We start from the raw sequence: 13,482 nt of genomic DNA, 5'->3' as shown, positions 1-13,482 counted from the left end.
GATGATCTTGCTGATGAGGCGGGCGGCCCGTGCTTGCGGCATCTGAAACGATCCAGAATTTACCGCGGTGAAACCGTTGACGTGTTCGTTGCACCCATGCAGACTCCTGGAAAGCGCTTTCCTCCTGCTGAATCGTCGGCCGGGAGGTGAGCGCTTCGTTCTAGCCGCTCACTGGGTTCGACGAGAAGGAGGGTCATGTGAGCACCCTCGGTTCTGTGCGTAAGCGTGACAACAAGGCCGCGTTTCTGTTCCTGTTGCCGTGGTTCGCGGGGCTGGTTCTGATCACTGCGGGGCCGGTGACGGCGTCGTTGGTGCTCGGGTTCACCGACTACAACCTGATTCAGCCGCCGGAGTTCAACGGGTTGGAGAACATCACCCGGATGCTCGGTGACCAGCGGCTGCATCACGCGCTCGGCGTGACGTTCGAGTATGTGCTGATCTCGGTGCCGTTGCAGCTCGCGGCGGCGCTGGGTTTGGCGATGTTGCTGGATCGGGGGATGCGCGGGCTGGCGTTCTACCGGTCGGCGTTCTATCTGCCGTCGCTGTTGGGGTCGAGTGTCGCGATCGCGGTGTTGTGGCGGCAGATCTTCGGTGCGGAGGGGTTGTTCAACCAGTTGCTCAGCGTGTTCGGGTTGACTGGACGCGGCTGGATTTCGGATCCCGATACTGCACTGTCCACGTTGATCGTGTTGAACGTGTGGACGTTCGGTGCACCGATGGTGATCTTCCTGGCCGGGTTGCGGCAGATCCCGGTCATGTATTACGAAGCCGCCCAGGTCGACGGCGCGAGCAGATGGCTGCAGTTCCGCAGGATCACGTTGCCGCTGCTGTCACCGATCATCTTCTTCAACCTGGTGCTGCAGATCATCCACGCGTTCCAGTCGTTCACCCAGGCCTTCGTCGTCTCCGGCGGCACCGGCGGCCCGTCGGACTCGACGATGTTCTACACGCTGTACCTCTACCAGCGCGGCTTCCACAACTTCGACATGGGTTACGCCTCCGCCCTGGCCTGGCTCCTGCTGATCATCATCGCCGCGTTCACCGCCATCAACTTCCTCGCCGCGAAGAAGTGGGTCTTCTACGATGACTGACCTCAAAGGACGCGTCACCACCGCGCCGATCGACGCCGAAGCGCCCATCCGGGTTCGGCGCCGGGGACACAGCCTGCTCAAACACACCGGTCTCGGCCTGCTCACCCTGATCATGCTGTACCCGGTGCTGTGGATGGTCGTCAGTTCCCTGCGCCCGAGCAACGTCATCTTCCGCTCCCCGGGCCTGGTGCTCGACGGCTTGGAGACGCAGAACTACGGCGAGGGCTGGAACGCGCTGGCCTCTCCGTTCGGCCATTACCTGCTCAACTCGGCGATCGTGGTCCTGGGCTGCATCATCGGCAACCTGGTGTCCTGCTCGATGGCCGCCTACGCCTTCGCCCGGCTCGACTTCACCGGCAAGAAGCTGTGGTTCGCGGTCATGCTCGGCACCATCATGCTGCCGATCCACGTGCTGATCGTGCCGCAGTACATCGTGTTCTCGAACCTCGGCTGGATCAACACGTTCCTGCCGTTGATCGTCCCGAAACTCCTGGCCACCGACGCGTTCTTCGTGTTCCTGATGGTTCAGTTCATTCGCGGGCTGCCCCGGGAACTGGACGAGGCGGCCCGTATCGACGGCGCCGGCCATCCCCGCATCTTCGCCCAGGTCATCCTGCCGCTGATGCTGCCCGCCCTGGCCACCACCACGATCTTCACGTTCATCTGGACCTGGAACGACTTCTTCAGCCAGCTCATCTACCTGACCGACCCGGACATGTACACCGTCCCGGTCGCCCTGCGCTCCTTCGTCGACGCCACCGTGTCCACCTCGTGGGGCTCCATGTTCGCGATGAGCGTCGTCTCCCTGCTCCCGATCTTCCTCGCCTTCCTTCTCGGCCAGCGCTACCTGGTCAAAGGCATAGCCACCACCGGAATCAAATAACAGGAGGAATCAACATGCATAACGGTCTTTCCCGGCGTTCCCTGCTCTCCCTCGGTGCCGGTGCCGCCGCCGCGTCCGCTCTGGCCGCCTGTGGCGGTGGTGGTGGCGACGCCGGCGGGGACATCTCCAAGGACGCGGTGAAGCTGCGGTTCACCTGGTGGGGATCGGACGCCCGGCACAAGCGGACGCAGCAGGCCATCGACATGTTCACGAAGAAGTACCCGAACATCACCGTCTCCGGCGAGTTCAAGGAGTGGAACGGCTACTGGGACAGCCTCGCCACCACGGTCGCCGCCAACGACGCCCCCGACATCATCCAGATGGACGAGCTCTACCTCGCCTCCTACGCCGAACGCGGCGCCCTGCTCGACCTCGGCACCGCCGCCAAACACCTGAAGACCGACGGCATCGACCCGGCCGCCCTCGACACCGGCAAGGTCGACGGCAAGCAGTACGCCGTACCGACCGGCGTGGCCGCGTACTCGATCATCGCCAACACCACCCTGCTGGACCAGTACAAGATCCCGGTGCCCGACGACTCCACCTGGACCTGGGACGACCTCAAGCGCATCGGCCTCGAGGTGTCGAAGGCCAGCGGCGGCAAGGTCACCGGCGTACAGTCCTGGGGCTTCGACGCCGGTGGCGTGAACATCTGGGCCCGCCAGGCCGGCGCCACCCTCTACGACGCGTCCGGCAAGGTGTCCATCCCGCCCGCCGTCCTGGCCGGATACTGGCAGTACCTGCTGGATCTCGCCAAGCAGGGCATCGCCCCGGCGCCGTCGGTGACGGTCGAGCGGGCCGGCGCGTCACTGGACCAGTCCGGCACCGCCACCAACACCTCCGCCTTCGGCACCTGGTGGAACACCCAGCTCACCTCGCTGACAGCGGCCAGCGGCCAGCAGCTCAAGCTGCTGAAGCTGCCCACCAACGGCCAGGCCGCCGCCGCGGAGAGCCCGTACTACAAGCCGTCGATGTTCTGGTCGGTCTCGTCGCGGTCGAAGCACCCGGCCGAGGCCGCCCTGTTCGCCGATTTCCTGCTGAACACCACCGAGGCCGGCGAGGTGCTGCTCACCGACCGCGGCGTGCCCTCGAACAGCACGGTCCGGTCGGCGATCACCCCCAAACTGGCCGACACCGACAAGGCCGCCGCCGAGTACCTGGCCGCCCTCAAGGTCGGCGCCGCCCCGCGGGTCACCCCCAACGGCGCGAGCGGCATCGAGGCGATCCTCAAGCGGCACACCGAAGAGGTGCTCTTCGAGCGGCTGGCCCCGCAGGCCGCGGCCGAGTCCTTCATCAAGGAACTCCAGACGGAGATCGACGCGGCCTGACGCCCCACCCCATCCCCCATTTCCAGGAGAGAGCATGGACGCTCGTACCGGAAAGTTGTCGAAAGCCTGCACCGCGGCCATGCTCCTGGCCGCCGCCATCCCCTCGTCCGCCGCGGCGCACGCGCCGCGCGGACCGCAGTTGGAACGCCTGGACCGCGGCCTGGTGGCCGCCACGACCGGCGAGGGTGTCTTCCTGAGCTGGCGGCTGCTCGGCGCCGAGGCCACCGGCTCCTCGCCGACCGGGCTGACCGGCCGGAACTTCGACGTCTACCGCGACGGCCGAAAGATCGCCACCGTCACCGACAGCACCAACTATCTCGACTCCGGCGGCACCGCGACCTCGAAGTACCGGGTCGCGGGCGCCACCGCCACACCGTGGGCCACCAACTACCGTGACCTGCCGTTGCAGAAGCCGGCGGACGGCGTGACGCCCGCCGGGGAGACCTACACGTATTCGGCCAACGACATGAGCGTCGGCGACGTGGACGGCGACGGGAAATATGAATACATCGTCAAGTGGGACCCGTCGAACTCGAAGGACGTGTCCCAGGTCGGCTGGACCGGGCCGGTCTACGTCGACACGTACCGGGCCGACGGCACCCTGCTGCACCGCATCGACCTGGGCGTGAACATCCGGGCCGGAGCGCACTACACGCAGTTCCTGGTCTACGACTTCGACGGCGACGGCCGCGCCGAGATGATGATGAAGACCGCGCCGGGCACGAAGACCATCCGCAACGGCCGGGAACGCTACATCACCACGCCGGGTCACTCGCCCACCGAGGACCACCGGATGAGCGCCGCCGACTACTACCAGCACATCGTGGACATGTTCCTCGGCTGGCACGCCCATCCGGAGGTGGTCGCCGGGAACTGGCCGGCCACCCTGGAGCAGGCGTTCGGCATCGAGCCGCGGTACCAGTACCCGCTCAGCCGGGCCGACGCCGAGGCGCTGACCGACTACTTCATGGACGTCTACGCGCCGTCCCGCAGCACCCGCAACAACCTGCGCGCCTTCGAGGGCTTCATCGTCGACGGGCCCGAGTACCTGACCGTCTTCGACGGGGCCACCGGCCGTGAGCTGCAGACCATCGACTACAAGCCGGGCCGCCACGACGACGGCCTGATGTGGGGCGACTACGCGATGGCCCGGATCGAGCCGGGCAACCGAGTCGACCGGTTCCTGTCCGGAGTGGCCTACCTCGACGGGAAACGGCCGTCGGCGGTGTTCGCCCGCGGCTACTACACCCGCACCACGCTGGTCGCCTACCACTGGAACGGGCGGCGGCTGGTCGAGAACTGGTACGTCGACTCCGGCTGGACGCCGATGACGAACCCGTTCAACGACTCTCCGCACGGCCGGGACGGCACCGATCCCGAGTACGGCAGGCTCACCACGCAGGGCTTCCACTCGCTCAGCGCCGCCGACGTCGACCTCGACGGAAAGCAGGAGATCGTCTACGGCTCCGCCACGATCGACAACGACGGCGACGTCCTGTACTCGTCGTTCGGCACGCTGCCGACCGGCGGGCAGGCGCGACTCGGCCACGGCGACGCCATGCACGTGACCGACATCGATCCGGACCGGCCCGGCCAGGAGATCTTCACCGTGCACGAGGGCGCGACGTCGGCGCCCTACGGCATGGCGATGCGGGACGCGGCCACCGGCGAAGTGCTCTTCGGCACCTACTCCGGGCGTGACACCGGCCGCGGCATGATCGGCGACGTGCTGCCCGGCACCCGGGGCATCGAGTCGTGGGCGAGCATGCCCGGCGGGTCCGAGGCGCTCGGCCTGCACAGCGCCAAAGGCGAGATCCTGACCAACACCATTCCCGGTACGAACCAGAGCATCCGCTGGTCGGCCGACCTCACCACGCAGATCGTCAACGGGGCGCAGACCGTCACGCCGACGATCGACGACTGGAACCGTGGCCGCCTGCTGACCGCCGAGGGGACACTCGCCAACAACGGGACGAAGGGCAATCCGAGCCTGGTCGCCGACATCCTCGGTGACTGGCGTGAGGAGCTGCTGGTCCGTACCGCCGACTCCTCGGCGATCCGGATCTACCTGAGCACCGAGGTGACGAACCACAAGCTGTACACGCTCATGCACGACCCGCAGTACCGGGTCGAGGTGGCGCGTCAGCAGACCACGTACAACCAGCCGTCGTACCCGAGCTTCTATCTGGCCTCGGACACCGACTGGTCGACGGTTCCGCTGCCCGGCCGTCGCTGAACCACCCCGCCGCGGGACGGCCCGTTCCGGGCCGTTCCGCGGCGGCGGCTCGATAACCTCGATCCCATGTCGAAGGAGAACGTCGAGTTCGTGCCCGGTGAGACCATCTACCTGCGGCACGCGCAGCGGCAACAGGTGGGTCTGGTGTTCCCGATGCGGGTGGTCGAGGAGCGCGGCGACGCGGTCGTGCTGTGGGCGCCGGCCGGCACGCGGGGCTGGCACTCCAACATGCCGGACGGCCGGACGATGGGGCAGACGCCGCTGCCCGAGTGGTCGGCGGCCTCGCGGGTCCCGGCACCGCACGCCATCGACCACGGGGTGCTCAACTGGCATCCGCGCGGACGGGACTACTCGATCCGGTGGTTCTACCGGCCGGACGGCACCTTCTACCGGTGGTACGCGAACCTGGAGGCCCCGTTGGTCCTCTGGCGCGACGGGGGGATGGCCGGATTGGACACCGTCGACTGGGATCTGGACGTGGTGATCGAACCGGACCGCAGGTGGGCCTGGAAGGACGAGGAGCTGTTCGCGGAGCGGCTCACGATGCCGGAGGCGTACTGGGTGGACGACGAGGACCGGGTCCGCCGGGCCGGCAAGGAGGTCATCGAGCTGGTCGAGGCGGGCGCGTTCCCGTTCGACGGCACGTGGTGCGACTTCCGCCCGGATCCCGCCTGGCCGCCGCTGTCGCCGGAGCTGCCGGTCGGTTGGGACCGCCCCGTCGTCGCTGTAGCGTGATCGGCATGGATGGCCGCCCGGACGTGATCGACGATTTCGAGACCGAGCAGAACCAGCTGGAGTCGGTGCTGTCCCGGCTCACGGCCGCCGACTGGCTGTCCCCGTCGGCGGCCGCCGGCTGGACCGTCGCCGACGTGGTGCTGCACCTGGCCCAGACCGAGGAGGCGGTGCCGGTCGCGCTGAGCGGCGCGCCGGACGCCATCGGCTGGCGGGATCTCGGCGACAACGTCGACGACGCCATGAACGCGCTGGTCCGGGCTGAGCAGGCCGCGCCCGACGAGGTGTTCACACGGTGGCGGGCCGCCCGGCGGGCATCGGTCGCGGCGCTGCGGACGGCCGATCCGAAGCAGCCGGTGCAGTGGGTGGCGTCGTCGCTGAAGCCGCCGACGCTGGCCACCACCCGGCTGGCCGAGCACTGGGCGCACGCCCTGGACATCACCGGGCCGCTCGGCATCGGCTACCCGGACAGCATGCGCCTGCGGCACGTCGCCTGGCTGGGCTTCCACACGCTGCCGTACGCGTACCGGCTGGCCGGGCAGCCCGCCCCCGATCTGTGCTGCGAGCTGACCGCGCCCGACGGCACCACCTGGCGGTTCGGCGACCCGGCGGCCGAGTCGGTGATCAGCGGTCCGGCCGGGGCGTTCTGCCGGGTCGGGGCGCTGCGGCTGGCCCCGGCCGACTCCGGGCTCACGGCGCGCGGGCCGCACGCCGAGGCGGCCCTGCACGCCCTGCGCAACTACGCCGCCACCTGAGCCATCCGTCCCGACGCCCGGCGTAGATTGGTGCCATGTTGGGCGGCCGGGCCACCGCGAGGTTGCGGAGGGCGGGCGACCTGCTGGAGGTGGCGACGCTGCTCGGCGAGCCGGGGCCGCTGGACGATGCCATCGACTTCGCCCGGGCCGTCCTGGCCGCCGTCCCCACGGATCATCCCGACCGGACCCATGCCCTGATCAACCTCGGTGTCGCCCTGCGGCACCGATGGGAAGCCGCCGGCGCCACCGGCGATCTGGACGCGGCGATCGACTGTCAGCGGGAGGCCGTGGCCGCGACACCGGCCGGCGACCCGGATCTGGCCGTCACGCTGTCCAACCTCGGCGTGGCGCTCCGGGCCCGGTTCGACAGGTTCGGCAACCTCGCCGACCTGGACGAGGCGATCGCCGCCACGAGACGATCGGTGGCCGCGGGCTCCACGGACGACCCGGACCATCCGCAGCGTCTGTCGAATCTCGGCATTCCCCTGCGGCTCCGGTTCGAGCACACCGGGGACAGCGCTTCCCTGGAGGAGGCGATCCAGCTCGCCGCGGCGGCGGTCCAGGCCGCGCCCGCGTACGACCTTCGCCGGGGAGCCTTGCTGTCCGGGCTGGGGAACGCCTTGCTGGCCCGTTTTCAGCACGCCGGCGACCAGGGCGACCTGGACCGGGCCGTCGACGCCCACCGGTCGGCCATCGCCGCCACCCCGGCACGCGACCCGGCGCTCGCCGTGCACGCGAGCAACCTCGGGAACACCCTGCTGAGCCGTTTCCAGCGGACCGGGGAGATCGCCGACCTGAACCAGGCGGTCGACAGCTTCCGGGAGGTCACCGGCGCTCTCACCGAGAACGGCATCCGGGACGCCGCGGCCTTCACCAACCTCGGGGTGGCGCTGCTGAACCGGTTCGAGCGCCTGGGCGCTGTCGCCGATCTCGACGAGGCGGTCACCGTTCACCGGCGGGCCCTCGCCGCCGCGTCGCCGGACCGGCTCCAGCACACGGCCGTCCTGCTCAACCTGGCCGCCGCGTTGCACCGGCGCTTCGACCGGACCGGGACCGGGGCCGATCTCGACGGGGCGGTCGCCGGCTTCCGCCAGGTCGAACGCCGTCTGCCCGCCGGGCACCCGGACCGGGCCGGCGCCCTGTCCAACCTCGCCGTCGCGCTGCACACCCGCTTCGAGCTGGCCGGGGCCCGGGAGGACCTGAACACGGCGATCGAGGCGGGCCGGGCGGCGCTCGGCGGGTCCCCGGCCGATCACCCGGATCGCGCCAGATGTGCGGCCAACCTCTGTGGCGCCCTGGTCACCCGGTTCAAGCGGTTCGGCGACGACGGTTTCCTGGGCGAGGCGGTCACGATCGGGCGGGCCGCGGTGGATGCCACACCGATCGGTCACCCGGCTCGCGTCACCTACGTCGCCAATCTCGGCAGGGCGCTCTACATGCGGTTCGAGCGGCACGGCGACCCGTCCGATCTCGCGGAGGCGATCGCCACCGGGCGGCGGGCGGTGGCGGATTTGGCCGTGGACCATCCGGATCGCGCCGCGATCCTCTCCAACCTGGGTTGCGCGCTGCACAGCCACGCCGACCTGGACGAGGCCGTCACGGTGCACGAACAGGCGGTCCGCGCCACTCCCCCGGACCATCCCGACCTCGCGGGACGCCTCACCAACCTCGGTGGCGCGCTCTTCGCCCGGTTCCAGCTCACCGGGGAGCGGGGCGATCTGGCCACCGCTGTCCGGGTGCTCCGGGAGGCCACCGGGTGCACGCTCGCGCCGATCGTCAACCGGGTCGACGCCGCGGCCGGCTGGGTGCGGGCGGTCACCGGTTCCACCGGTCCGGACACGGCCGTCACCGCGTACACCGAGGCGGTCCGTTTGCTGCCGCTGCTGGCGTGGCGGGGAATCGACGGCCACGACCAGTGGGGCCTGCTGCATGCCTATGCCGGGGACCTGGTGCCCAACGGCGCCGCCGCGGCGCTGGCGGAGCGGCCGGGGTTGGCCACCGAGCTGCTGGAGACGGGCCGGGGTGTGTATTGGAGTCAACTGTTGAACACACGTACCGATCTGCGGGCTCTTGCTGAACAGGCCCCGGAGCTGGCGGCGCGCCTCGCCGCCTGCCGCGCCCGCCTGGAGAGCGCTTCAGACCTGGATCAAAACCCGGCAACGGTACGGCGGACGCGCTCCGGTCGAGGGTGACATCTACGATCGTGAGCCGATCCGGGGAGGTGCACCCATGGCGGAACTGGCGCCGACCGCGGCGGAGACCGTGGCCGTCACCGTCTGGGTGATCGCCCAGGTGGTGGCGACCCTGGGTCTGCTCGGCGGTCTGGCCCTGCTGCACCGGAACCGGGCGCCCGCCGGGGAACGGCCCGCTCCCGGCCTCTACGTCCTGGCAGCCGCCGGCACGGTGGCCCTGGCACTCGCCACCCGCGCCGACTTCGCGGGCACCGTCTCCGGTGCCCGCGTCACCCTGTCCGAGCTGCGGATCTACTGGGTGGCGTACCTGATCGGCGCAGGGCTGCTCACCGTGCTGACCTGGGCTCTGCTGGTGCGGCGGCGCGTCCTGCGGCTGGTCGCCGGGCCGTCCGCGCTGGCGGCCGGAGGGCTGCTGCTGGGTCTGCTGCTCACGCTCTACACCCGGATCCAGCAGGCCGACGCCCGGCGGGCGGCGGCGGTCCTGCCAACGCTGAAGCCGACCGGGGACGTGTCCGTCGGTGACTTCGGCGTGCAGGCGAGGCTCGGCTGGGTGCTCGCCTTCACCGGCACGGTCCTACTGATGCTGGTGGCCGTACTGCTGGTGGCGGGCCGGTACGAGCTGCTGGTCGCCGGGATCCTGGCCGTCGCGGTGACCCTGCCGGCCGTCCCGGCGCCGCCGGGCACGAGTTTCTGGGGGCTGCGCGACGGGGCCGTGGAGGGGGCCCGCTACTGGGCCGTCGAGGTGGGCGGGTCGGCGCCGTGGTGGTCGCTGACGCTGCTCGGCCTGGCCGCATTGCTGTGCGCGATTCCGTTCCTGCCACCGGGGTTCCGGGGCTGCGCGACCGTGCTGGCCGCGGGCGCGCCGATCTGGATCGCGGTGGCGTGGTTGCTGGCCTCCATCGACTTCGACGTCAACCTCGCCCGGGCGCTGAGCGGTGACGGGTTCGCCCTCGCCTCGCGCCGGCTCGGGGTGTTCGCGTACCTGTTCATGGTCGCCGGCATGGTGGCGGTTCCGGTGGTGTCGGTGCGCGCCTGGTGGACGGCCGCGGTGCGTAACGAGCCCCGACCGTGGCGGCGCCACGCAGGGTGACCTGCAGTGATGGCTGATTCTGATCACAGTCCCTGGAGGGCCAACCTCGACGGCCTCATCTTGCAGGTCCTCGATTTTTAGGGCAGCCTAACCAACATAAGGCTAGGCTTCTCGAAGGATCGGCGCTCGATGTACGTCTGCATCTGTTATCACGTTCGCGAGCGTGAGGTCCGGGCTGTCATTCAGGACGGTGCGAGGACGGAGGAAGAGGTCGGGGACGCCTGCGGCGCCGGTACGGGCTGCGGCAGCTGTCTTGACCGAATTTGTGAGCTGATCAAGGAGGAATCCGCGGACACACGCCTGCCCATGGTCGCTTAGCGTCACGGGACGCGTACGATTAACCCCAGTTAGCCATAACTGGGGGTATTTGGCATGCAAGGCGACGCCCGCGTCATCGAATTCCTGAACGAACAGCTCACCGCGGAGCTCACCGCGATCAACCAGTACTTCCTGCACTACAAGATGCAGGAGAACTGGGGACACGGTGTACTGGCGAAGCACACCCGGCACGAGTCCATCGACGAGATGCGCCACGCCGAGATCCTGACCGACCGGATCCTCTTCCTCGAAGGCCTGCCCAACTACCAGAAGCTGGGTGTGCTGCGGATCGGCGAGTCGGTCAAGGAGCAGTTCGAGTGCGACATGAAGATCGAGGTCGAGGCCGTGGACCGGCTGCGCCGCGGCCTGGAGTACATGCGCTCGATCGGTGACGTCACCTCGGCGCGGATCTTCGAGGACATCCTCGCCGACGAGGAACACCACGTCGACTACCTGGAGACCCAGCTCGGTCTGATCGAGAAGCTGGGCGAGCAGCTCTACCTCCAGAACGTCACGGAGCACCCCGAGCCGGCGTGATCGTCAGGCCGCCGCCCGGGTCGGCATGAGCGCTCCCGGGACGGCGGCCACTATCGTGGGCCGCATGTGAACCGCCGGGGTGGTCGTCGGCATCATCGTCGCCATGGCCTACTTCAACCACATCCCGGTGCGTGGCAAGCTCCGGCCGGCCGCAAGGAACCCGCCGCCGCCCAGGCCGACGTGCCGAACCGGCCCTACGACGCGTTCCTCTCCCACGCCCCGGGCCTGAATCCTTATTCGACGACCAGGACGCCCCGGCCGGGCAGGTCGGTGCCGTCGACGACCAGCGGGGAATCGGTGCGGTTGATGTAGAAGCGGACCCCACCCCGCACCGTCAGCTCCACCTTTCCGCACAGGCCGGGCGGGAGTTCCGGCTCGACGCCGGCACGGGCCAGCAGTTCGGCCAGGACCGGGGCGAGACCCTCCGGGCCGAGACGGGCCGAGACGTACGCCGCGGAGCCGTCGCCCACCGGACGGCGGGTGACCTCGGGGAACAGCACCTCGGTGGCCGGATCGGTGAGGTGCACCCGCTCCGCCCAGAGCGTGTCGTCGAGCCGCGGCTCGAACTCCTCCACCCGGATGCCCAGCAACTCCCGCAACGCGCCCGGATAGCCGCCCAGCCAGACGTGGTCGTTCTCGTCCACGATGCCGGAAAAGTAGGTGGTCACCAGATTCCCGCCACCTTCGGCGTACGCCGTGAGCCGGTCCCGCAGCGCGGACGGCACCATGTGCAGGATCGGCGCCACCATCAGGTCGTAGCCGGTCAGGTCGGACCACACCGGGATCACGTCGGCGCGCACACCCCGGTCGAGGAAGGCCGTGTACCAGTCCAGCGCCTCCTGCCGATACCGCAGCCGGGAGCTGGGATGGGAGTCCTGCTCGGCGGCCCACCAGGACTCCCAGTCCACGATGATCGCGGCGCGGGCGGGCGTACGGGGAAGGCCTGCGATCGAGCCGAGCGCGGCGAGACGCGCGCCCAGTTCGGTGACCGAACGGAAGATCGCGCTGTCGCGGCCGGCGTGCGGCAGCATCGCCGAGTGGTACTTCTCGGCGCCGGCACGCGACTGGCGCCACTGGAAGAAGCAGACGGCATCGGCGCCGTGCGCCACGTGGGTGAGCGCGTCGCGGGCCATCTCACCGGGGCGTTTCGGCAGGTTGACCGGCTGCCAGTTGACCGCGCTGGTGGAGTGCTCCATCAGGAACCAGGGCCGGCCCCTGGCCAGATTGCCGGTGAGGTTGGCGGAAAAGGACAGCTCATCACGGGACTGCGGGCCGGGACGCACGTAGTGGTCGTTGGCGACGAAGTCGACCTCGTCCACCCAGTCGGCGTAGTTCATCTCGTTGATCTCGCCGGCCACCATGAAGTTGGTGGTCACCGGGACGTCCGGGGTGAGCTCGCGCAGGATGCGGCGTTCGGCGCGCAGGTGCTCCCGGAGCGCGTCCGAGGAGAACCGCTTGAAGTCCAGCTGCTGGGTCGGATTGGACTGTGCGGCGGCCAGGCGGGGTGGCAGGATCTGGTCCCACGCGGTGTAGCGCTGTGACCAGAACGCGGTGCCCCACGCGTGGTTGAGCGCCTCGACCGTGCCGTAGCGGTCGCGCAGCCACTCGCGGAAGGCGGCCGCCGCGTCGTCGGAGTAGTCATGGGCGTTGTGACAGCCGAGTTCGTTGTTGACGTGCCAGGCGGTCAGCGCCGGATGGTCTCGGTAACGGGTGGCCAGGGCTCGGACCAGCCGCAAAGCGTACGCGCGGAAGACCGGTGAGGTGGGCCGCCAGTGCTGTCGGCCGCCGGGCCAGAGCGTGCGACCGTCCCGGTCGACCGGCAGGATCTCGGGGTGTGCGCTGGTCAGCCATGGGGGCGGCGAGGCGGTCGCGGTGGCGAGGTCGACCAGGATGCCGTTCTCGTGCAGCAGATCCATGATCTCGTCGAGCCAGCCGAAGTCGTACTCGCCGCTGGCGGGTTCCAGGTGCGCCCACGAAAAGATGCCGAGCGAGACGATGGTGACGCCGGCCGCCCGCATCGCATCCACGTCGTCTTTCCACACGTCGCGCGGCCACTGCTCGGGGTTGTAGTCGGCGCCGTACTCGATCCGGGGCTCACCGTCACGGCGCAGCCATCGCATCTCGCCCAGCCCTCGCACCTGGCTCAACCCTTGCAAGTCCCTCAACCCTTGCGACCCACTCAACCCTTGCCGCTCGCTCAACCCTTGCCGCTCGCTCAACCCTTGCCGCTCGCTCAACCCTTGCGACCCGCTCCGGATGGGCGCCGGGCCGTGCGGACCAGGGACGGTGGCGTCGATCATGGCGGCTCCGTCGTCTCGTG

General features: G+C 69.5%; 11 protein-coding genes. 10 read left to right on the top strand and 1 reads right to left on the bottom strand.

Annotation, left to right across the window (positions count from 1 at the left end; all coding sequences use genetic code 11):
• Positions 1–215: 215 nt before the first annotated feature.
• The 10 genes from BJ964_RS27190 to bfr all read left to right on the top strand — a co-directional run bounded on the left by BJ964_RS27190 (position 216) and on the right by bfr (position 11,162).
• A complete protein-coding gene (locus BJ964_RS27190) occupies positions 216–1,091 on the top strand; it encodes a carbohydrate ABC transporter permease (protein WP_229806752.1) in 876 nt (291 codons plus the stop codon).
• On the top strand, positions 1,084–1,974 hold the full coding sequence (locus BJ964_RS27185) for a carbohydrate ABC transporter permease (RefSeq protein ID WP_188123320.1): 891 nt from the start codon (positions 1,084–1,086) through the stop codon (positions 1,972–1,974). Before BJ964_RS27190 ends, BJ964_RS27185 begins: the two co-directional genes overlap by 8 nt.
• A gap of 14 nt (positions 1,975–1,988) precedes the next feature.
• Positions 1,989–3,302 (top strand): ABC transporter substrate-binding protein, encoded by a 1,314-nt coding sequence (locus BJ964_RS27180; RefSeq protein WP_188123319.1) that lies wholly within the window; start codon positions 1,989–1,991, stop codon positions 3,300–3,302.
• Between the two features lie 34 nt (positions 3,303–3,336).
• The gene (locus tag BJ964_RS49185; protein ID WP_188123318.1) at positions 3,337–5,538 is read left to right on the top strand and encodes a rhamnogalacturonan lyase; all 2,202 of its coding nucleotides are present in this window, start codon (positions 3,337–3,339) and stop codon (positions 5,536–5,538) included.
• A gap of 66 nt (positions 5,539–5,604) precedes the next feature.
• A complete protein-coding gene (locus tag BJ964_RS27170) occupies positions 5,605–6,273 on the top strand; it encodes a DUF402 domain-containing protein (RefSeq protein ID WP_188123317.1) in 669 nt (222 codons plus the stop codon).
• 5 nt (positions 6,274–6,278) lie between these two features.
• Positions 6,279–7,025: a maleylpyruvate isomerase family mycothiol-dependent enzyme gene (locus BJ964_RS27165; RefSeq protein ID WP_188123316.1), complete on the top strand. Its 747-nt coding sequence runs from the start codon at positions 6,279–6,281 to the stop codon at positions 7,023–7,025.
• Positions 7,026–7,060: 35 nt separating this feature from the next.
• Positions 7,061–9,217, top strand: a complete 2,157-nt coding sequence (locus tag BJ964_RS27160; protein WP_188123315.1) for a tetratricopeptide repeat protein — start codon at positions 7,061–7,063, stop codon at positions 9,215–9,217.
• Positions 9,218–9,254: 37 nt separating this feature from the next.
• Positions 9,255–10,307: a hypothetical protein gene (locus BJ964_RS27155; RefSeq protein WP_188123314.1), complete on the top strand. Its 1,053-nt coding sequence runs from the start codon at positions 9,255–9,257 to the stop codon at positions 10,305–10,307.
• A gap of 129 nt (positions 10,308–10,436) precedes the next feature.
• The gene (locus BJ964_RS27150; RefSeq protein WP_183226660.1) at positions 10,437–10,625 is read left to right on the top strand and encodes a (2Fe-2S)-binding protein; all 189 of its coding nucleotides are present in this window, start codon (positions 10,437–10,439) and stop codon (positions 10,623–10,625) included.
• 54 nt (positions 10,626–10,679) lie between these two features.
• Positions 10,680–11,162: a bacterioferritin gene (gene bfr / locus BJ964_RS27145; RefSeq protein ID WP_183226659.1), complete on the top strand. Its 483-nt coding sequence runs from the start codon at positions 10,680–10,682 to the stop codon at positions 11,160–11,162.
• Between the two features lie 233 nt (positions 11,163–11,395).
• Here bfr and BJ964_RS27140 read toward each other — a convergent pair whose 3' ends face one another.
• Positions 11,396–13,300: a beta-galactosidase gene (locus BJ964_RS27140; protein ID WP_229806751.1), complete on the bottom strand. Its 1,905-nt coding sequence runs from the start codon at positions 13,298–13,300 to the stop codon at positions 11,396–11,398.
• Positions 13,301–13,482 lie beyond the last annotated feature (182 nt).

This window comes from Actinoplanes lobatus, assembly GCF_014205215.1.
GTDB classification, from domain to species: Bacteria; Actinomycetota; Actinomycetes; order Mycobacteriales; family Micromonosporaceae; genus Actinoplanes; species Actinoplanes lobatus.
This window is presented reverse-complemented; position numbering and strand designations above follow the sequence as displayed.